Annotated in this window: 23 protein-coding genes; 4 read left to right on the top strand and 19 right to left on the bottom strand. The window is 48.0% G+C overall.

Annotated features, from left to right (window positions below; all coding sequences use genetic code 11):
• Positions 1–28: 28 nt before the first annotated feature.
• Complete coding sequence (locus HJV72_RS08835) at positions 29–2,134, bottom strand: penicillin-binding transpeptidase domain-containing protein (protein ID WP_208070330.1); 2,106 nt, start codon at positions 2,132–2,134, stop codon at positions 29–31.
• A gap of 176 nt (positions 2,135–2,310) precedes the next feature.
• On the opposite strand from HJV72_RS08835, the gene HJV72_RS08830 reads away from it, so the two are divergent.
• Entirely contained in the window at positions 2,311–3,393 is a 1,083-nt protein-coding gene (locus tag HJV72_RS08830; protein WP_208070329.1) for a GGDEF domain-containing protein, read from the top strand.
• A gap of 39 nt (positions 3,394–3,432) precedes the next feature.
• Here HJV72_RS08830 and HJV72_RS08825 read toward each other — a convergent pair whose 3' ends face one another.
• On the bottom strand, positions 3,433–4,425 hold the full coding sequence (locus HJV72_RS08825; protein ID WP_208070327.1) for a DnaJ C-terminal domain-containing protein: 993 nt from the start codon (positions 4,423–4,425) through the stop codon (positions 3,433–3,435).
• A gap of 177 nt (positions 4,426–4,602) precedes the next feature.
• On the opposite strand from HJV72_RS08825, the gene HJV72_RS08820 reads away from it, so the two are divergent.
• On the top strand, positions 4,603–5,166 hold the full coding sequence (locus HJV72_RS08820) for a YdeI/OmpD-associated family protein (protein ID WP_208070325.1): 564 nt from the start codon (positions 4,603–4,605) through the stop codon (positions 5,164–5,166).
• Between the two features lie 32 nt (positions 5,167–5,198).
• Here HJV72_RS08820 and HJV72_RS08815 read toward each other — a convergent pair whose 3' ends face one another.
• The 3 genes from HJV72_RS08815 to HJV72_RS08805 form a co-directional block, all read right to left on the bottom strand.
• On the bottom strand, positions 5,199–5,777 hold the full coding sequence (locus HJV72_RS08815) for a DNA-3-methyladenine glycosylase I (RefSeq protein WP_208070411.1): 579 nt from the start codon (positions 5,775–5,777) through the stop codon (positions 5,199–5,201).
• 47 nt (positions 5,778–5,824) lie between these two features.
• Positions 5,825–6,877, bottom strand: coding sequence for a 16S rRNA (cytosine(1402)-N(4))-methyltransferase RsmH (gene rsmH, locus HJV72_RS08810; protein WP_208070323.1), 1,053 nt, complete (start codon positions 6,875–6,877; stop codon positions 5,825–5,827).
• A 97-nt stretch (positions 6,878–6,974) separates the two neighbouring features.
• Positions 6,975–7,262 (bottom strand): hypothetical protein, encoded by a 288-nt coding sequence (locus tag HJV72_RS08805; protein ID WP_208070321.1) that lies wholly within the window; start codon positions 7,260–7,262, stop codon positions 6,975–6,977.
• A gap of 263 nt (positions 7,263–7,525) precedes the next feature.
• Here HJV72_RS08805 and HJV72_RS08800 point away from each other — a divergent pair, with 263 nt between their 5' ends.
• On the top strand, positions 7,526–7,696 hold the full coding sequence (locus HJV72_RS08800) for a hypothetical protein (RefSeq protein WP_198146140.1): 171 nt from the start codon (positions 7,526–7,528) through the stop codon (positions 7,694–7,696).
• Positions 7,697–7,892: 196 nt separating this feature from the next.
• A complete protein-coding gene (locus HJV72_RS08795; protein WP_208070319.1) occupies positions 7,893–9,020 on the top strand; it encodes a zinc-dependent alcohol dehydrogenase in 1,128 nt (375 codons plus the stop codon).
• A 123-nt stretch (positions 9,021–9,143) separates the two neighbouring features.
• Here the strand turns inward: HJV72_RS08795 and HJV72_RS08790 are convergent, their stop codons facing one another.
• The 14 genes from HJV72_RS08790 to HJV72_RS08725 form a co-directional block, all read right to left on the bottom strand.
• Positions 9,144–9,905, bottom strand: a complete 762-nt coding sequence (locus tag HJV72_RS08790; RefSeq protein ID WP_208070316.1) for an EFR1 family ferrodoxin — start codon at positions 9,903–9,905, stop codon at positions 9,144–9,146.
• 16 nt (positions 9,906–9,921) lie between these two features.
• Complete coding sequence (locus tag HJV72_RS08785) at positions 9,922–10,197, bottom strand: DUF3795 domain-containing protein (RefSeq protein WP_334299338.1); 276 nt, start codon at positions 10,195–10,197, stop codon at positions 9,922–9,924.
• 42 nt (positions 10,198–10,239) lie between these two features.
• The gene (locus HJV72_RS08780; RefSeq protein ID WP_117771011.1) at positions 10,240–10,647 is read right to left on the bottom strand and encodes a DUF3795 domain-containing protein; all 408 of its coding nucleotides are present in this window, start codon (positions 10,645–10,647) and stop codon (positions 10,240–10,242) included.
• A gap of 44 nt (positions 10,648–10,691) precedes the next feature.
• Positions 10,692–11,303, bottom strand: coding sequence for a class I SAM-dependent methyltransferase (locus tag HJV72_RS08775; RefSeq protein ID WP_243765592.1), 612 nt, complete (start codon positions 11,301–11,303; stop codon positions 10,692–10,694).
• Between the two features lie 247 nt (positions 11,304–11,550).
• A complete protein-coding gene (locus HJV72_RS08770; protein WP_208070313.1) occupies positions 11,551–12,192 on the bottom strand; it encodes a class II aldolase/adducin family protein in 642 nt (213 codons plus the stop codon).
• A 29-nt stretch (positions 12,193–12,221) separates the two neighbouring features.
• Entirely contained in the window at positions 12,222–13,322 is a 1,101-nt protein-coding gene (gene buk, locus HJV72_RS08765) for a butyrate kinase (protein ID WP_208070311.1), read from the bottom strand.
• A gap of 11 nt (positions 13,323–13,333) precedes the next feature.
• On the bottom strand, positions 13,334–14,164 hold the full coding sequence (locus HJV72_RS08760; RefSeq protein ID WP_208070308.1) for a ThuA domain-containing protein: 831 nt from the start codon (positions 14,162–14,164) through the stop codon (positions 13,334–13,336).
• Positions 14,165–14,188: 24 nt separating this feature from the next.
• Positions 14,189–14,629, bottom strand: a complete 441-nt coding sequence (locus tag HJV72_RS08755) for a Zn-ribbon domain-containing OB-fold protein (RefSeq protein ID WP_207662067.1) — start codon at positions 14,627–14,629, stop codon at positions 14,189–14,191.
• 9 nt (positions 14,630–14,638) lie between these two features.
• The gene (locus HJV72_RS08750; protein ID WP_330618900.1) at positions 14,639–15,928 is read right to left on the bottom strand and encodes a thiolase family protein; all 1,290 of its coding nucleotides are present in this window, start codon (positions 15,926–15,928) and stop codon (positions 14,639–14,641) included.
• 11 nt (positions 15,929–15,939) lie between these two features.
• The gene (locus tag HJV72_RS08745; protein WP_066578142.1) at positions 15,940–16,179 is read right to left on the bottom strand and encodes an acyl carrier protein; all 240 of its coding nucleotides are present in this window, start codon (positions 16,177–16,179) and stop codon (positions 15,940–15,942) included.
• 103 nt (positions 16,180–16,282) lie between these two features.
• Complete coding sequence (locus HJV72_RS19975; RefSeq protein ID WP_208070306.1) at positions 16,283–16,864, bottom strand: 4'-phosphopantetheinyl transferase family protein; 582 nt, start codon at positions 16,862–16,864, stop codon at positions 16,283–16,285.
• Positions 16,861–17,772, bottom strand: a complete 912-nt coding sequence (locus HJV72_RS08735; protein ID WP_208070305.1) for an alpha/beta hydrolase — start codon at positions 17,770–17,772, stop codon at positions 16,861–16,863. Before HJV72_RS08735 ends, HJV72_RS19975 begins: the two co-directional genes overlap by 4 nt.
• Before the next feature lie 184 nt (positions 17,773–17,956).
• Positions 17,957–18,973 carry a phosphate acyltransferase gene (locus HJV72_RS08730; RefSeq protein WP_208070304.1) on the bottom strand — a complete coding sequence of 339 codons (1,017 nt, stop codon included), beginning with the start codon at positions 18,971–18,973 and terminating at the stop codon, positions 17,957–17,959.
• Between the two features lie 32 nt (positions 18,974–19,005).
• Entirely contained in the window at positions 19,006–20,976 is a 1,971-nt protein-coding gene (locus HJV72_RS08725; protein WP_208070303.1) for an oxidoreductase, read from the bottom strand.
• Between the last annotated feature and the right edge of the window lie 3 nt (positions 20,977–20,979).

Raw genomic sequence — 20,979 nt, 5'->3', positions numbered from 1 at the left:
TACTTCCCGGACAGAAGCAGTATGAATCTCAATGTGTCAGGTACGCATCCAGCACATCTTTATCCTTGCCGACAACATAGCCGCTCCCCCCGATGTCTTTCACATCCTCGACCATGCTTACGACCAGTATCGGCCTATCGTACTCTTTATCCGGCGTCAATACGGCAAACCATCCGAGTTCCGTTCCGGCAGTATCTTCTTTTGAATCCTTGATTTCCGCTGTGCCGGTCTTACCTGCCAGGATGATATCCTCTCTGTGAGCCGCGTATCCGGTGCCGTTGGAATCATTTACGACCTTTTTCATCCCTTCCAGCACCCGGCCCGCTGTCTCGGGTGTGCATGCGCCTTGTATCCAGATCTCTTTCTTTGGCTCCTCCTCATACCGCAGATATGGCTTGATCATATTGCCGTCATTGCAGAAGGACGTATAGATGCCTGCCAGATGCAGCGGATTGACGAGCACCTGCCCCTGGCCGTAACCGCTGTCGGCAAGCTGAATCTCCGTCTCAATCTTCTCTGTGTTAGAATATTGTGAGACGGACATTGATATCTCAAAGGGCAGTTCCTTTCCAAAACCGATTTTCTGCAGGGATTCCTGTAATTCTTCCGCCCCGATTTTCAAAGCGGCTTTTGCAAAATAGATATTATCCGAATAAATCAGTGCGTTTTCCAGCACTGCAGGTGAATATTCATGGAGCGTCGTCACGTGATAAGACCCCCATGACGCGTCCTTCTGCCAGCTAAGCCCTTCATTTCCAAAGTCTTCCTCCGGATCTATCGCCCCCGAATCCAGACCGATGAAAGCGGTGACCGGCTTAAACGTAGAGCCCGGGCTCCAGACCTGGCGGAAACGGTTGTACAGCGGTTTCTTCTCATCCTCATTGAGCCCTGCCCATTCCTCATCCGTCATCCCTGTTATAAAACCATTGCTGTCATAGGAAGGCGTACTGACAAGCGCCAGCACTTCTCCTGTATATGGGTTCATGGCGACGGAACAGCTTTTATCTTCTGCAAACTGTTCATACAGGGCAGACTGGAGCTCAGCGTCCACCGTAAGCTTTATGTCCTGTCCGTCCTCTGCCATAACGTTTGCAAGCACTTTCTTCAGATTTCCTTCACTATCCATCATATTGATACTATATCCGTCATTTCCTTTCAACTCCTTCTCATACAGTCCTTCTATTCCGCTCCTTCCGATTACGCTGTTCGATGTATATCCCTCCCCGGCATGCTCCTTGAGATCTTCTGCCGTTACGCTCTGGACATAGCCTGTCAGATGTGCGGCCGCTTCTTTCAGCGGATATTCCCGCACTTCCACGTCAGTAATCATGACGCCGGGTATTGCAAGGAGCTTTTCCTGCCTCCTGGCTTCCACTGCCGCATCATCATCCGGATCCACTGCCAGCAGATCCAATTCGCTCACTTTAGCGACCGTCTTGACCGGGACAAAGGAATCTTCCTTCACCCATTGTGCATCCAGCTTATTCTCTACCTCCTCCGGCTCAAGAGCGAGCAGTTCTGCTATCTCTTCCACCGCACGTTCTCTGTCCTCCAGCTTGCCAGGTACGATTCCTACGGAAGAAGCTGTCCCCTTTCCTGCAAGGACACGGTCGTTCCGGTCCAGAATCTGCCCTCGTTCCGCCTGCGTTACAGACACCTTGATCTTGTCATCCGCTTCGAGGCCGGGGAAGATAAGGCTGTCCTCCCATACAAGGCGGTAGCCGTCTCCTTCTTTTACAAACGTGGCCTCATTATCAAAACCAATCTTCCCGGCAACGGTGTCAAATGAAGCATGGTACTTTACCGTCCTCTTGCCTTCGTCATACTCTGTTACTTTGACGGCCATGTCTTCTGTCCCAATCCCCTCATATATGGCGGAATTGCGTGTTATGAACTCTTCTTCGCTTATATCCCGCGCCGTCTCCTTATCCAGCATCTCATACATTTTCCCATATTCCTTTTCAGGGATATGTTTCATGTATTCGGCCAGAAGTTCCTGAGGCGTCTCCCTGCCCCTGTCGGAGCAGAAATATATAACGGCAGAAATGGCACAGGCTGTTAAGATTATCCCCGCAGCGGCCGATAGTATCAGTATAGGTTTACTTGTTTTGTGTGTGTTGTTTCTGTAGCGCATACTTCCCTCCCTGAAAGTAAGATTTCAGAACTGTTATATAGTAATGCCTGATTTTATTATCTTTATATGCTCTTTTCTAAATCTTACACTTGTAGTATTTTCGTGTCAAGTTTTTTCGCATCCATTCCATCATATGGACGCGCTTATATTATCTGTATGAATAAAGGGGGATTTACATGAATTATCTGAAGAAGTTTTTCAGAGGGCTGCTGGAAGAAATGTTTGTAAATATGACAAACAGGCTCTGTGTGCAGCTTCGCCTGTTCTGTATTGCCGGCGCGGGCATCTCTGTTATTATGACTGTCTTAAATATGATAAAGGCAGAATACCGCCTGGGCCTTGAGACCGGCATCAGTGCAGCCGTCTGTATCGTCATCTATCTGTATGCGAAAAAAACCGGCAGATATCTGGCGGGTTCCCTCTGTATGGCCTTTATTCTGCTCGGTATGTTTACGCTCTACGTCGTAGGCGGGCTTGTGGAAGGCTTTGCCGCCCTCTGGTTCTGCCTGTACCCGTTCATCTGCTTCTTTATCCTGCAGATGAAGCCTGCCATCCTGTTCAGCAGTATCGGCCTGTCTGTACTCATCGCCTTTCTATGGACTCCGCTGCACCATACCCTGCCCCCGGTATACACGCAAAATTTTCTGCTTCGGTTTCCGTTTCTCTACGTCGGCAACTTTGTATTTTCACTTGCCCTGAACGGATTTTATGTCTATACGTACGGCAGGCTCCTGCAGCTGAATCAGAAGTTTGAATACCTGTCCAACCAGGATGGGCTCACGAAACTGTCAAACCGCATATATCTGGAGCAGTACAAGCAGAATCTGTTGGAAACGGGAAGTGCCGAACTTCATGCGCTGATGCTGGACGTGGACTACTTCAAACAGTATAACGACACGTATGGACACATGGCAGGCGATGAAGTGCTCAAGTCTGTCGCGGACGTCATCCGCAGGCTTTCCGCCGGATTCAAGTCCATAGCCGTGCGTTACGGCGGAGAAGAGTTTTTAGTCGTGCTGCAGGAAGCCGGCATAGAAGAAGTGACTGCATTTGCGCAGAAGCTGCTGCATGAAATCCACAATCTGAAGATTCCACACGTCGCTGGAGACGGGTATGTCAGTGTCAGCATCGGTATCAGCAGCAGGTACGTAAGCAGCGAGGAGCAGTTTATGAATCTGCTGAATAAGGCTGACAAAGCACTCTACTGCGCAAAGCAGAGCGGAAGAAACTGCCTGTCAGACGGGCAGCCGGCAACATAGCCGCGCACACCCGGATGCTAATAATCACCGTTACACTGGCTATGCCGCGCTGTTACTATTCTTTCCGCGCCCTTCTGATCTGCACGCCTGCTCATACTCCTTCAGCTTCTGTCTGGCCTCCTGGCTTAAGTTCTTCGGGACTTCAATCTGTACCGTAACATACTGGTCGCCGTGAAGATCGTGGTTCTTCATAGATACGACTCCTTTGCCTTTGAGACGTATCTTTGTCCCTGACTGGGTCCCTTCCCGAATCTTGCAGATTACATCTCCATAGAGTGTCTGCACACGAACCTCGCCGCCGAAGACGGCAGTCGTAAACGGTACGGATACTGTCGTATATACATCCTGGCCTTTCCGCTCAAACCCGTTTTTCTCTCCTACTACCACTTTTAAAAGCAGATCGCCGCATCTGCCTCCATTAAGGCCCTGCATGCCCTTGCCTCTGAGCCGGATGCTCTTGCCGCTCTCTATGCCCGCCGGTATATGGACCTGGAGAGACTGTACCGCCCCGCCGCCTTTCTCCATGTCCTGTAAGCTGATAATCTTGTCACAGCCAAAGACCGCGTCATCAAAGCTAACGGTCACTTCTGCCCGTATATCTGCACCTTTCGTCCGGAAGTCCGCCCGTCCGAAGCCATTGGGACCAGCGCCGTCATAGGCGTAGCCTCCTGTTCTGCCGCCGCGGAAGATATCTCCGAATATGTCACCAAAGATGTCGTCCATATTGCCGTTCTCAAAATGATACTCCCTATATGCGCCGCCAGTGTCTGCAGCGGCGCCTGTGCCCGTCCCTGCCCCGCTTCCATCGAAAGCGGCATGGCCGAACTGGTCATAGAGCTTACGCTTCTTTGGATTGCTTAATATCGTATATGCTTCTGTTATCTCCTTAAATCTCTGTTCCGCCTGTGCGTCACCGGCATTCGTGTCAGGATGGCACTTTTTCGCCAGCCTCCTGTATGCCTTTTTTATCGCATCATCTTCTGCATTCCTATCAATTCCAAGAATATCATAATAGTCTTTTTTTACTGCCATTGTCATCACCTCACTGCCTTGTCTGCAGTTATTCCATTTGTTCTATATGTAATATAACATTTATTTTCCTGCAAGTCAATTGTATTTTTAAAGAAGATACTTCTTCCTCTTACGTCAGGCGGCATGGTATAATTAGCAGACCACTATTTCACTTCTTATAATACAGGAGGGGCAATTATGATTGAACCACTACATTTTAAAACCCGCGATGAGTTCAGATGCTGGCTTAGAGATAACTGCACGTCAAGCGAAGGGGTATGGCTGCTGTTTGGAAAGACGCGTCAGCTTGTGACGGTAAAAGCCGGCGAGGCGCTGGAAGAGGCGCTCTGCTTTGGCTGGATTGACGGACTGATGAAGCGCATTGATGACGTATCCTATGTAAAATACTTTTCTGCACGCAGAAGCGATAGCAAATGGTCTCCCAAGAATAAGGCGTTAGCAGAAGATCTGATTCAGCGTGGTTTGATGACCGACTATGGCCTGGCGAAAATTGAAGAGGCAAAGAAAAACGGCAGATGGGACAAGCCGGCCGGCCCAGCAGCTGTCGCCGAGGAACAGATTGCGATGGTGGCCGGCCTGCTGAAAGAGTATAGACAGGCATATTCTAATTTCCAGGGGATGTCTCCGTCTGTTCAGAAGACCTATACGAGAGCATACCTGGATGCCAAAACCGAGGCAGGACGCTCCAAACGTCTTGCTTGGATGGTGGACCGCCTGGAGAAGAATTTAAAACCGATGTGATATCCTTAAGCCCCGTCCATCAGAGCATTTTATCAAATGTCCGGAACGCGCCCTGCCACGTCCTCGTAACGGAAGCACTCCTTCACGTGGTCATTGATAATCCCGCACGCCTGAAGATGGGAGTATACGGTGATGGAGCCGAGATACTTGAATCCCCGCTTCTTCAGGTCCCGGCTGACTTCATCAGACAGCCCGTTTCTTGCCGGCAGCTCTCCGCTTTCATGCCCCTCATAGAAGATGGTCTTCCCGTCCGAAAACCTCCAAAGATATGCGCTGAAAGAGCCGAACTCTTCCCGCACCTTCTGAAAGCAGCGGGCGTTGTGGATTACTGCCTCTATTTTACGCCTGGACCTTATCATCCCTTCTGTCTGCATAATCCTTTCGATATCGTCCTCACCATATAGGGCTACTTTCTCGTAGTCAAATCCGTCAAAACAGTCGCGGAAGATTTCCCTTTTCTGTATCATCATATTCCAGTTCAGTCCGCACTGCATCACTTCCATCATTAAAAATTCAAACTGCCTGCCGTCATCATGAAGCGGTATGCCCCACTCCTCATCGTGGTATTTTACCATCTTCTCATTACAAAGGCACCATTTACAACGTTCCATCCCGTCTCCTTTTCTCTCGTGTATATTAAGCCGTATGTCTCCGTCTGTCAGTCCGCCCGGACTGCCCACCGCATCTTCGTCGAGCGGGCACGTCCATTCTGCCTGCACTCCTCCTGGGACGGCCGTATGACCTCACGCGATATCTCTTTGTATGCTCCGCGTCTTTCCATTTCTCTGAACGATTTCTTTACGAGCCGGTCCTCACCCGAATGGAATGTCAGGATAGCCACCCGGCCGCCCGGTGCGAGTACATCCGGCAGCTTTTCCAGGAAAGTGTACAATGTCTCGAACTCGCTATTGACATCGATACGAAGTGCCTGGAACGTTCTCTGGCTTGATTTCTTTACTGCCTCGTTCCGTTCTCTATCCGGCAGAAAAGCAAGCGCCTCCCCGATGGTCTCATAGAGCTGTGTCGTCGTGTCGATTGTCCCGCCCCTTTTGATCTTCCTCGTGACTGCTCCCGCAATCTCAGCGCTGTAAGGCTCATCGGCATTCTCCGTCAGCATCCCCTCCAGCTCTTCCTGCGTCATCTCCCTGAGCCTCTGGGCGGCGCTTTTGCCCTTCTGAGGATTCATGCGCAAATCCAGCGGGCCTTCCGCCTTAAAGGTGAACCCACGGTCCGGGTTGTCGATCTGCATAGAAGAGACGCCCAAGTCCGCAAGCACAAAGTCAAATAATCCGGCTTCACGGGATATCTCGTCGACATCGGCAAAGTTCTGCTGCCGGATTGTGAGGATATCCGGCCCGTAGCCCATGTCTTCCAGCCGCCTTGCTGTCTTCGACGACTCAATCGGATCTACATCCAAAGCGTACAGATGGCCCTGGCCTTTGAGGCATTCCAGCATCTTCGCGCTGTGTCCGCCGTATCCCAGGGTCGCGTCAAGCCCCTTTTGCCCGGGCTGTATCTGAAGGAAATCCAGAATCTCCCTGACACAGATAGGGATGTGCATGCCGGCGGGCGTACTGCCCTTCTGGATAACTCTGGATACGGTATCTGCATATCTCTCCGGCTGATGCTCCTTATATTTCTCCTCGTATCTCTTTGGATATGCGCCCGAATATCGCGGGCGGCGCTTGTACTTCTTCTCTTGTTTTTCCATTATTACCATCCTCTGAATCTGCTGCCGTATGTCGTCACTGTCCCTATATCTTATCATATATCGGTTCGGTTTGCCAATTGCAAAGGTAACGGCGTGCCTACTCCTTGGTCAAGTCAAACTGTTTTAATATCTCATATGCATCAATCATACCTGCCATATAGGCATTCACGCGGTAATCGTACTCGGTTTCATCTTTTCTGGAAACCAAGGTCTCCACCACAGTCCTCTGCTCTTCTGTCAAGTCCAGCTCCTTCATCGCTTTGTGCGCTTCCCTCTCTTCTTCAAGCCTGTCCTGGAATCCTCTGTCATTCTCCAGCAAATCGTCCAATGTCCGGTTCTTCATACTGTCAGCAGCCAGTTTGACCAGTTCTTTAATATTACTCATATAACTCTCCTCTGGTAAAATTTGTTGTTTTTATACTACTATCTTGCCCTGTGAAAGCGTTCTTATCCTGATACTTTTTCTATGTTCACATTATATTATGCCGTCATATTGACGTCAACATAATTCAACCGTCTTTCCGACCGCATGATACCGTCACTATATTGTATTTATTTACATTTTACGCCGTCACCTAGACGTCAGTTCCGAATATTGCCGTCAATTAGACGGTATAATAACCACAAATTCTTTTTGGAGGTTCTATTATGCCATCTGATATTGTAAAATTTACGGTCAGGACAGACGCCCAGCTGCTCAAGATGTTCCGCTATGTCGCGGAATATAATGCACGTTCTGCCAACCGGGAATTAGAAGTCTTAATGAAAAAGCATGTCGCAGAGTTCGAGAATAAGCATGGAAAGATAGAGTTAGAATAAATGAAGGAGATTGCCGTAATGTATGGCAGTCTCCTTTTCCGTTATCCATCCGCATTGTCCGAAGTACCACAAGACTGCGCCGGCCATGAAAAGAGCAGCCCTTTATGTATGAGATGTATACTTACGACAGATTTGCAGGGTATAAATCTGCTTTATCTACAGATAATATTTTCAAATATTAACAGGAGGTATTGCAATGAAAGCTGTCGTATTTGATGGACTGCAGAAGGTCGAATGCAGAACGGTAGAGGATCCGAAGATAGAAAAAGAGGACGACATTATAGTTAAGGTCACTTCCGCCGCTATCTGCGGCTCAGATCTGCATCTGGTGCATGGCCTGGTAAAAGGGATGTATGACGGATATGTCCTTGGCCATGAAACAATGGGTATCGTGGAAGAAGTCGGAAAGGAAGTTAAAAATCTCAAAAAAGGTGACCGGGTAGTAATCCCTTTCCCCGTCGCATGCGGACACTGCGAATATTGTGATAAAGGAGAATACAGCCAGTGTGATAATTCTAATGACTATGCGGAATCGGGCGGATTGTTCGGCTATAGCAAATATCATGGGAATTACGCCGGCGGCCAGGCAGAGTATATCCGGGTTCCATATGCCAATGTAGGACCGAAAAAAGTACCCGATGAACTGACGGATGAGCAGGTCCTATTCGTCACAGATGTCCTGCCCACTTCCTATTGGGGCACAGAAATCGCTGACGTGAAGGCTGGGGATACCGTTGCCGTATTAGGGTGTGGCCCTATAGGTTTGATGACGATCAAGTGGTGTATCCAGAAAGGGGCCGGCAGAATCATCGCTGTCGACCGTGTAGGCTACCGCCTGGAGCATGCAAGGGGTTATGGCGTAGAGGCCCTTAATTTTGAAGAATTTGAACAGGTAGGGGAGCATATAAAAGAAATCACGCACGGAGGGGCTCATTCCGTAATCGATTGCGTGGGACTGGACGGCAAGACCTCGGTCATGGAAAAGATAGAAACTGCGCTCAAATTGCAGGGAGGTTCAAAGTCAGCGATAGAGACGGCTTCCCAGTGCATCCGGAAAACCGGCACGGTAGCGTTCGTCGGAGTCTATGGCAATAAATATAACAACTTCCCTCTTGGAAACTTCTTTTCCAAGAATATCTCTTTAAAGATGGGTCAGTGCCCTGCCACAAGATACGTTGATCTGATGCTGGAGAAGATCCAAAAGGGAGAATTTGACGCGACAGACATCATAACCCATAAGCTTTCTCTGGAAGAAGGAAGCCATGCATACAGCATCTTTGATAAAAAAGAGGAGGACTGTATCAAAGTCATTTTGAAGCCGTAAGGCTCATCGTATACTGTCCGCCCTAATGCGAGGGTTCTGCAAGGCGGCAAAATGGCTATTTCTGTATCACATAACGGCTTTTTTCAGATTCAGCCAGTGCAAAACCGCAGGATAGCAATGTTCTTATATATATTTCTCTATTAAGCATTGTTCATACAGTTTCTTACCCAACAGCGTAATTGCCTGCTTTGGGCAATGATTCACGCACCGGTAGCACATGGTGCACCTTCCCTGCTGCCGGGCTTTTTTTGACTGTAGCGATATATTCTCCATCGGACAGGCGGATGCGCATATTCCGCATCCGATGCATTTCTCTCTGTCAATATGCAGCTTATCCGAATACTTCTTAGTCTTGTTATAAAAGTACAATCTCTGACCGAATAAGCCTGCCATATGATACCAAAAACCGAGCCCTTCCCTCGCAGGCGTGCCTTGCCTTAAACTTTCTGCCGTATCCTTTATCTTATTCTCCGCTTCTTTGACAAGCAGATGATTTTGTTCCTTCGTCCTTTTCAGCGCCTTCTCATCACCGATACAATCCGGCATTTTCAGATGAAGCCCGCCTGAAATACAAGCTCCGTATCTTGCAAGCAGCCTTGCAGAACACCCAGCTCCATCCCCACTGAATAATCCCATGGTCGCAATAATGAATATCTTCTTTCCTGAGAATATGGATTGGTTGCTGTCTATGAAATCATATACTATTTTGGGCAGATTGCTAAAATACACCGGATACCCAAATACGATTTCTTCATGTTGCTTTATCGCAGCGGCCGCCTGCCCGCCTTCCATGGAAAATGCCTTCGCACTGCCTTCATAGCAGGCCAGAAACCTCTCCACGCAGAATCTTGTATTGCCTGTACCGCTGAAATATATACCAACCATTTGAACCCTTCTTCCTTTATTCTCTCTCCTGACCTCCAGAAGTTAAATTTATGATCTGCATCGAAAAATCGGCTGCATTTTCTTCCGGTGTTTTCGTCGGGTCATCACGCTCATAGCGGCTGCATGGCAACTCCTCACACTGTCCGCAATGCTCGTATTTTCTTTGATTGTTACAGCATTCATAAATATCACAACAGCTTTCCCCCGTATACTCCAGCCAGTATACCTTTCCTTTTATCTCCCGGCATCCCTGGCACTCTGCTGGATAATACTCACACTCAGAGCATATCATACCGCAACAGCTCATCTTTTTTTCCATATTCATTTCCCCTCATTACAATTTATACTGGCACTCACTGCACTCCGCATCATGGATTGATATAATCCCACCACATTCTGGACACGTATACCGCTCTTTTTGCTGTTCTAAAAATGCGGCCAGTCCATAATCCTTAACCATCCGGCTGTTTTCCTTCAGGCTGGCGCGGTAACGGGTATTATAGCTTTTCTCCAACCGTGTTATCTGCTTACACGGATATTCGGAACATTCAAAACAATATGTAATCTGCTGCTTTGTCACACAATCTTTTATCCTGCACTTTCTACAGTGCTCCGGTTTACCCCTGTCACATTTCAAGCATCCTGCACATGGCTTTTTATGATAGCAGTGCTTATAACATACGAGACAGTTCATTCCGCAGGGCGCAAACATAGCAGGTTCTATCTTTTCTGGCATCTTCATATCCAATCGCTCCTATTACCATTTTACGTACGGCAAAATGGCGTTCATTTTCTTGCTGTGAAAAATAACACGCTGCCTGTCGTGTACGATTCCATATCAGTAAATCCAGCCAATTCAAAGAATAACCGAATTTCTTTTTGGTCATACACTCTCACATCGCCCGTTTTTGAAAATGAATACACCACCACATTGGCAAGCCACCGTACCACGGGTGAGAAATGCGGTTCGGCAATAAAGACTCTTCCGTTCTTCTTTAATACCCGCATACATTCATTGGCAAACTCCTGGGGCGTCTCAAAATGATGGAAGGCGCATGACACCGTTATGACATCCATACTCTCGTTTTCAAAACCAAGAGGAGTGCAGGGACTCACCGCAAAAGTACAATTCGGATATCTTTCTCTGGCAACGGTAATCATGCTCTGCGAAATGTCTACGCCAAATGCATTGACTCTAGCCTTTTTGGAAAGTTCTCCAAGCAGGCGGCCGTTACCGCAGGCAACATCCAAGATATTATCCCCTTCCCTGAGCACGGCCTTCTTAATAATCTCCTCTTTATGTGGTCTTGTATACCTTCCCTCAGGGGCATTATCATATTCCCACGCCATCTCATTATATACTTTTTGAGACTGTTCCGTCTTTTTCCCCACATCCATTCCTCCGAAATCTTGATTTCTGGTGAGTCCATTTTACTACATGCAAGAGAAACCGTCTATAGCAAGGAAATGTTTGGATATGAGAAAATCATCTAATACCATCATACATTGTTATATCCCCCTTAAAATCCGGGCAAAAATAAAAGCCGTAGATGTTACTCTACGGCTAATCCATTTTTGTCAATCTTGATAAAAGGTGGACAGGTGGCGCAACATGGCAAGCAGTGCATCTGTCCTTGGTGCCTCCCTAAACAGCCTGGTCAGCTTTAATCAATGCCTGCATTGCATCTACTGCTTCCTGCGGCATTGGCTCATAAGTGCCAAGTAATCTTGCATAATACTCTGTAACTGCCATCTCCTCCGTGTATACTGTTGCAGACATGGCGGCCTTCATGTCTTTCCCACAGCAGAACATACCATGGTTCTTAATGAGGCAGGCTCTGCCTTCTTCGCCCAATGCCTCGACTACCTTATCCGCTACATCATCACTTCCGGGCATTGTAAATGGCACGACTCTCACTGGTACGAATTCACACTGGGGCGGCGTTGTCGCTTTGATCTCTCCATCTCCCATTGCCATAATGGTTGCAAACATCGCATGGGTATGTACGGTTGCTTTAACATCTGGCCTTGCACGCATGACAGCGGTGTGCATCGGCACCTCAGAGGACGGCTTGTATGGCCCGTCCAGCCATTTCCCATTCATATCTACGATTGCAATATCTTCTGCTTTCATTGTGCCGTATGCAATCCCGCTAGGCGTAATGGCGACAACATCATCCTCGTCGTCACGGAGTGCGATATTGCCGGATGTCCCTTTGATTAAGCCCTGAGCTACCGCATCCAGTATAGCATCTAATACAATTTTTCTGATTCTTTCATATTTCATTAGCTTTTTACCTTCCTTTACTTCCTGTTTTAAAAATCAAAGCCTGTAAAGTTACAGACACCGCTGTATTTTTTCACTTCTTCCTCACCGCTTAGTACGCGGACTGCACCGGATGCCATTGCTTCCATCTCGAATTCTCCGGGATAAGCCGTAACCGGCGCTATCCATCCACAAGCGTCTTTGATTTGTGCAACAAGGTCTTCGTTATACACCATACCCCCGCCAAGAAGGATTCCGTCAATCTTCCCGTGAAGTACTGCCGCCATAGAACCGATACATTTTTCAATCTGGTAAATCATTGTATTCCACAGCATTTCGGCATATTTATCCCCATTTTTTGCCCTGGCTGTAAGCTCCAGCGCATCTGAAATACCGGTATGGTTCACGAACCCGCCGCTCTTTGTGCAGAGTGCCTTAATATCTTTTAGTTCTTTACCCTCTGCGTATTTTAACAAATTGGCAACACTGATGCTTCCGCACCTGGTTGGCGCCATAGGGCCTTCCCCACCCACAATATCGAATCCGTCAACCATCTTACCGTTACGGTGTGCAGATACCGAAATACCGCCTCCAATATGGCATACGACATAATTGCACTCTTCATATTTCCTGCCAAGGCCTGCCGCATGGCGGATAGCTGTTTCTTTCAGGTTCAAGGCATGCAGGTGAATCACGCGGTATACACCTTTAATTCCCGTCATTCTCGCCAAATCCTGCAGTTCATCTACATCCGGCGGATTCACTACGAATGCTTTTGCATGATATAACTTTGCATATTCATATGCAATCTGCGGTCCAAGCATTGCCGGATGCTGTACCCCATTGGCCCCGCGTGTCGCATGATTAAGTACAAGGTCATCAATCTCATAGGTTCCCCCATCCATTGCCAGCAGGCCACCGCCCCGACCGACGAATGCATCCACCTGGTCAAGAGAAATATGATTTTCCTTCAGGAGCTCATCGATGGTCTCTTTCCGGTATGCAAACTGGTCTGAAATAGATGCATACTCTGCAAGTTTCCCGGCATCGTGGCTTACATTTTTAGAAAATACTTCTTCCTCACCTTCAAAAAGTGCAATTTTCGTAGATGTTGAGCCGGGGTTGATTGTAAATATTTTAAACTTTCTCATAATTGCTCCTCTTAGTAATAAGGGAATAACTTCAAACGATTGTTTCCTGTCCTGTCTGGTTTCTCTAATGTGACTTCACCAGTGGCAGCCCATTCTACGCCCCGGACCAGCATGGTGATAAAGTTGAACCTATCGAGCGCCTCCCAGTGTCCGATGGATGTGACGAATACCCGGCCCCTGCCATACTCATTTGTCCAGATAACTGGTGTGTATTCACCTACACCTGCCATATTCTCTAATTTCCCGTCCGGAATGTCTACCGGATGGTGGGGCGGTGGGAATCCGGGAATCCTGTAATTCTCCACATCGTCAAAGATAGATGCCAAGACATGCATTTTTGCTTCCGGATGAATAATGAGCTGCGTGAACAAATCATCAAACACATTCATCCATTTCTTATCAATTCCTTTCGTAATGGGATGGTTCCCATCTATAGTCTCAACAAAGTGGTCGTCTTTGGGGCAGCGTCTGCAGCCCTGTTCCATAGAACAATAGCCGCCAAGGAGTCTTCTCCATTCATCCGGCCAATCCTCATCTATCCAGATGGATGAGTGGTAGAATACAATCCCTTTTCCCCTGGAAACGAAATCATAAACTGCCTGTTCACTCTTCTCTCCGAATCTTCTGGCCTTATCGGTAGGCCATGTCTTCCCGTCATAGTCTACGAAAATCACATCATATGGTTCTAAATACTCTGGCGTGATATTACGGAATTCTTCTACAATCACGACCTGAAACCGTCCCGTTGCCTCCAGAAGCTCCCTTAACCGCTCGGTTATGGCTCTCCCCTGATGTTCTGCTGTCAAAAGCCCGGTCACTAACAATACATTTAATTTGTCCATTTCAGCCTTTTGTTCCTTTCCCGATTATTCGTCAAGTTCAAAGAAAAGTGTTGTGTATCTTCCCATATCGTAGAATACCGGGCGGACTTTTACCGGAAGCTTATCCGTAATTTCCCTTGCTTTCTTCTTATTGATTCCAAGAATAACCGCGTTCATCTCCGGCCCTTCCTCAAGCTGCACTTCACCACATACATATTTAAGCCCCATATCTTCCAGCTCAAGCCTGGCATTCAGCGCTCCGGTAAATACGAATGTCTTTAAGACGCCTTTTCCTGTAAGCGTCGTCCACTCCGTATCATGGTAACCACAGGCGTTGCAGGCGTGATGAGGCGGAAATTCGATTGCCCCGCATTCTTTACACTCCTTTGCGTAAATGGTGCCTTCTTTTAAGCCATTCCAGAACTTTTCTACCACATGTTCCGGATTCCAAAACTCTTCTGTACTGATTCTATTTCGATCCATCATCCATCCCCCTTAAAAGTTCGCTCTTAAAATGGTTGCACGGACATTCTGCGCTCCACCGAATCCTCTTAAGAACGTATGCTTTGGCATTTTCTTAATCTGGCGTTCCCCGGCCTCTCCACGCATCTGGACAACCGCTTCAAATACATCCGCCATTCCGGATGCGGCAAATGCATGTCCGTAAGAAGTCCGTCCGCCATTGGTGTTCATTGGTTTGTCTCCGTCATATGCCAGCCGTCCGTCAAGAGCATATTTCCACCCTTCACCTTTCGGCAGATATCCAATCTCTTCTGCTGCAAGGAAGGCAGAGGAACCGATAAAGTCATTGACATATAACAAATCCATATCATCTGCGGTAAGCCCTGTAGCATCATATACCTGGCGTGCTGCTTCTGCCGTCGCTTTCTTCTCCAGATGCGGTACGATGGCATCTAATACAGAGGCGCCTGTTGCCAGTACTTCAATCGGCTTGTCCGTGTACTGATGGGCGATTTCTGTCGGCACTACGATACAGCAGGCCGCGCCGTCCGCTACGCAGGAATCGCTGGAAGTCCTTAGATACTGTGTCATCTTCGGATTGTTTGGGGACTTCATATAGTCCCAGACATCCTCATATCCTGCCTCTTCGGCCAGCTTCTCATATGGGGTTCTGCGAATGGCACGAGGACACAATTCGGCTGCCCGTCTGAAATGATACGCCTGATGGTTCAGTACATCGTCAACCTGGTCCGGAGTCAATCCGTTCTCTTTTGCGTAGAAGTTGATCCAGTCATCATGGTTCATTCCCGGTCCGCCGCCAAGGTATCTGCCATAGGCACGGTCAAAGATAGAATCCAAATCGGGGAACAGCACTTCTGTTGTCAGAGCGGTACGTATGTGATCCGGTGTATTGCCGTCAGGCATGCCGGTACCCTGTTCACTGCATCCGGTAAGCACCACTTCATAGGCGCCGCTTGCCACTGCGAACACGGCCTCTTCCAGTGCGATATATCCGGTACAGCATCCTTCCGAGTGGGAGATGGAACCTTTTCCTCTCATGCCGAACCAGTCGGCAACCTGTAGGTTCGGCGTAATACATCCGTTTAATACATGGGGATTCGCCGAGCCGTGGAAGAAATACTGCACATCCCTCGGCTCTACGTGTGCATCTTTCATAGCATCCAATGCGGCATATCCGAACAGCTCGCCATTGGTAAGGCCTTTATACTGAGGATTGCTTATACCATTGAAGAATGGCGTTGCGCCGATTCCAACGATGGACACGCTTCTCATATTTTTACCGATTTTTACATTATGAACCACAATATCACCCCTTACATCTCTTCCATAACGAAGTCTGCCAAGTCTCCGATTGTCTTGTAGTTTCCGAATCTTGCCACCGGAATCATCACGTCGAAATCGTTCTCGATGGAAGCGCTCATTGCCACTCTCTGGGTAGATGCAACGCCCAGCTCTTCTGCAATATCCGTATTCTCATTGATATTTGCAGCATCTGTCTTGAATGCCATTGCAGCATACTCGATCATCTTTGCTATTACTTCATCTCTTGTCATAATTTTTTTCCTCCGTTTACTGTTTTTCTAATTAATTTCATGTTACAGTTCTGGAAGTACATATACCAGAACAGTATTTTAAAAAGTGTTTAGAAACTGGAAATCATAGCCATTCCGTCTCGATTACAGCCGCTTCTTTTGTTGCACAGGACAGATAATAATCACCCATTTTAATCGTATATATACTGCACTCTATCTGCTGCCTTATCTTCTCCCAGCTATCCTCGAACCCAGTGCCTTTCAATTTAAGCTTGGCCTCATGAACGGTCCACATTTCTGTAAACTTTTCATTTTTTGCATTTCCTTCTAATTCAAACAGCTCTTCCTTCTGCTTTTCACTGAACATCTTTTTTACCGTTGCTTCATGGCAATCCATAATCTGTTCTATATCAACACCGATATCACATCCGGCAATGGCAAGCACAACCTTGTCTGCGCTGTGGGAAAGGTTGAAATATGCCCTTCCCGATACCAGCAGCGGTTTATGGCAGGCATTATATGTAAGCTGCTCCTCTTTATTGACCCCCAGATATCTCTTAAGCAGATACCCGGCTGTCAATTCCTGCAGGGCATCCCGGCGGATCTTCGTATTTTTGTACTTCGCCACATAACATGGGGCAATCTGCGAAAGAATCTGTTCTTCTTTTCCCTGGAACTGCCATACATCTGCAACAACTAATTTCACCCGATTCTCCATAAGAGCTCCCTATGATTAAAAAAGACGATTTCCTCCCGGTTACAGGCTGCGGCTTCCGGAAGCCTTAAGTCACAATGGAACGCATGTCCCAGTTCATTTCTTTTGCTGGCATACATCCGCAGTGCGAAGTTCACCGATTGTTCCGCAAGATGTTCTGCGAACTTTAGGCTCTGCATTTTCAAAAAATCCTTCTCGGCAGTCGTTATGAAGGTGTCCGGATATTGTCCATTCACATAGTTTATATACTCGAATAATTCTATGCTTTCCGGGTCTTCGGTTCCCAGGTATTCCATTGCTAGAATTCTGGTGAAATCTGTTTTCTCTCTTTCCACACAGGTCAGGTACACCCCACTGTTTAATGCAATTGCAGTGAACACATTCTTCTTTGGAATTACAAAGGGAAATTTCTTTGCATATGCTTCATTGGTGCAGATAGCAGCATATGTGCCCAGTATATGGGCCCCCGCAGAATCTCCCACTGCATATATACGCTCCTTGTTCAGCTGATACGCTTTGGCATTCTCCAAAAGCCACTGCATCAGGTAATTCAAGTCCTCTACAGGCGATGGGAAATGGAACATGGGGGCAAGCCGGTAATTCATATTCACCACTGCATAACCTTTTTCTGCCAATGTCATACAGTAATACTGGTACTCCTCCTTTGAGCCGTAGATCCATCCGCCGCCATGGACATTGATGATAACCGGAAGCCTGGCTCCCTCCCGGTTCTTCGGACGGTAGATATCCAGTGTATGAAAGGCCGGGTCAGGCCCGTAGATAAGATTGTCACTGCGTGTCATGTCACTGCGCTCTTTTAAAGAATCATCAAAGCCTTCGATGCATTCTGTCTGTGTTCTTTCAAACATGTCATAGATCATCTCAATAAATCTGCTCATAAAGCCTGCCCCCTCCTGTAATTTATTCCCGCGAGCAACGAGCCAAAGTCAAGCTCGCTTGGCCTTGGCGACTGCCGCGAGGGTTGCTAAACGTCCAGTGGACGTTTGCTTAGCAACGACCGGAGCGGAAGCGAAGACCAAATACCCCGCAGCTCGCTGCGCTGCAAATTTGATGCCCCGTTGCTTACAGCGGGGTCTTTGACTTCATTCCTGCTGCGCGCACCGCGCTGATGACTACATTCCCTTTAATCTCGGAAACCGGAGCCCCTCTCGAGCAGTCACACACCACTTTGTTGAATCCCTGCAGCATGGGCCCATATGCATCGGCATTGCCAAATGTCTGAATGAGTTTTACCGCTGTGTTGCCCACATTCAAATCCGGCCAGATCAGCACATTGGCTTTCCCGGCAACTTCGCTTTCTCTTGGAACCTTCTTGGCCGCGACTTCCGGTTTGATTGCCGCGTCCAGCTGGAATTCTCCGTCTATCTTCAAGTCCGGACGCTTCTCCCGTGCGATATGAAGCGCTTCCACAACTTTGTCGATCAGTTCGCCCTGACCGCTTCCCAGGGTGGAATAGCTGATCATCGCACATCTGGGCTCCCAGCCGAGCAGGCTCTTTACTGTCTCACAGGCAGAGATTGCAATATCCGCAAGCTGTTCTTTCGTCGGATTGGTGCACACGGCACTGTCGCCTACTGCCAGAAGTGACCCTTCACTTCCTTCAAAGCCCGGTATATCACAGAGTCCGATACTTGAGATGGTACTGATGCCAGGCTTAAGTCCGATGATGGTCTGCCCTGCAATCAATACCTCCCCAGTGGTATTGTCAATGCCTGCGAATGTAACATCTGCCTCATCCACAGCCTGCATGACCATTGCATAGTACAATGGATTCTCCATGCGCCTGCCCACTGCCCTTTCTTTCAGAAGCGTTCCCGGAAGGGCGACATAAGCGGCAATCAGTTTCTCCCTGTATGTCTCTTCCTTAATGTCTATGATTTTAAATACTTCTTCTTCATATCCTCTTTCTTTACATAATGCTCTCAGCTCTGCCCCGTCACCGACCAGGACCGGCCTTATGAGCCCCTCTTTTCCCGTCTCATAAGCCGCCTGCATCATTTTTTCATTGGCTGCTTCCGGGAAAGCGACTCTCTGAGGATTTAATTTTGCTTTTGCATAAATCTGTTCTAAGATGCTCATCTATGAATCTTCCTCCTGTTATCAGATAAAATCTATACTCTTAACGCTGCATAATATGCCTGATTGACTGCCTGGTATATCTGCCCCACATTGCTGCAGTCCCCTACGATATAGTATTCATCCACGCACTCACAGAGGGCGTCGACTTTATCATACGGAGAACGGAATCCAAGTGCACATACGACGGAATCTGCCTCTACCACAAACTCTTCCCCGCAGCGCTCACACAACACACCTGACGGTATGATTTCTTTTACTTTTGTATTCACATAGATATCCGCCGACTTCTCTACTTCTGCAATCAGTCCGCCCCGGTAAAAGGAATTCACTTCGTCTGCAACGGCAGGCTTCATCTCGATAATGGCGCATTCTTTCCCTTCATGCCTGAAGGATACTGCGGCTTCGCTGCCTACAAGTCCGCCTCCCATGATTGCCACTTTTTTGCCGAGCTTTTCCGGATTCAGTTCTGCGTCAATGGCCATGATGACATGGGGCTGATCCATCCCTTTAATCGGCGGGCACAGTTCATTGGAGCCAATTGCAGCAAATAATACGTCCGGATTGAATTCCTTTACATATTCCGGTGTCACTTCTGTATTCAGAATGACTTGTACGCCGGATTTTGCCACACGTTCTTCTAATACATGTTCAAACTTTATAATATCCTCTTTAAAATAAGGCGCTCCAGCAGGGTGCAGATTTCCGCCTAATTTACCGGATTTTTCTACGATTGTCACGTCATGCCCTCTTCCGGCTAACGTAATTGCCGCCTGCATTCCTGCCGGGCCACCGCCTGCGATTAAGACTTTCTTCAGGGCTTCTGGCTCTTTTCTCCCGTACTTTTCCGGAAGCTGCTGGCCCATAGTTGGGTTAACCGTACATTTTACAGTCTCGCTTTTTGACGTCTCCCCAAAACACTCATAACAGCGCAGGCACGGCGTGATGTCATCTGCTTTATCTTCTAACGCTTTCTGTGCCAGATACGGGTCTGCGAGAAGTGCGCGTCCTATTTCAACAATATCCGCCTGTCCGTCTGCAAGAATCTGCTCCATCTGCGCCGGGTCATTGAGGGACCCAACACATGCAACGGGCTTCTTTACATGTTTCTTGATTTCGGCGGCTAGATAGACATTGACCCCGCGTGGATAAAATGCGGACGGATGTGTCCGGCAGAACATCTCCGGGTCTTCATGGTTTCCACAGGATACGTTAAACAGATCAACCTTATCTTCCACCATCTTCGCAACTTTGACACAGTCCTCCATCCGGAGCCCATTTTCCGTAAGGTCATCTCCTGATAGGCGAATCTCAATGGGGAAACGGGGGCCTACTCCCTCTCTGACAGCGTCAAGAGCCATCAGCATAAATCTTGCCCGGTTCTCTAATGTTCCGCCGAATTCATCTGTTCTCTTGTTGAATACAGGGGATAAGAATTGTGAGAAGAGCCAGCCATGTGCCGCATGGAACTGTACCATATCGAATCCACAGTCTTTGCAGAGCTTTGCCCCTGTCTTATAAGATTCTACGATTTCCAGTATCAGCTCTTTTGGCATCTCCTCTACTTCCCCTGCCGGCATGCTCATCTTGCTTGGCCCATAGGCAACAGACGGGCGGTCCTGGTCTCCACCTACACTTTCCAGACCGCCGTACATTCCGCCGTGAGACAGCTGAATATTCGCATAAGCCCCGCTGTTGTGGATAGCCCTTGCGGCCTGGGCCATTCCCTGCTTGACGCCAAAAGAATCTAACTGCAATTGTTTGTTGTGCGACTTCCCGGTTGCGGAATGTACGATGGCCTCTCCATAAGTGACGACACTGACACCGCCTTTTGCTTTTTCTTCCAGGTACGCAATCATCTCCGGCGTAAAATGACCTTCTGTCGTAATCATGCTTGGGCTGGTAGGCGCTGCGATGATCCTGTTTTTTAAACGTATGTTGCCAATTCTGATCGGTTCAAATAAATGTGAATACTTTTCTTTCCCTTTACAGCAGTTCTTCGCCATGGC

Source organism: Extibacter sp. GGCC_0201, from assembly GCF_017566055.1.
GTDB lineage: Bacteria > Bacillota > Clostridia > Lachnospirales > Lachnospiraceae > Extibacter.
The sequence above is the reverse complement of the archived record's forward strand: the minus strand, read 5'-3'. Positions and strand labels throughout refer to the sequence as shown.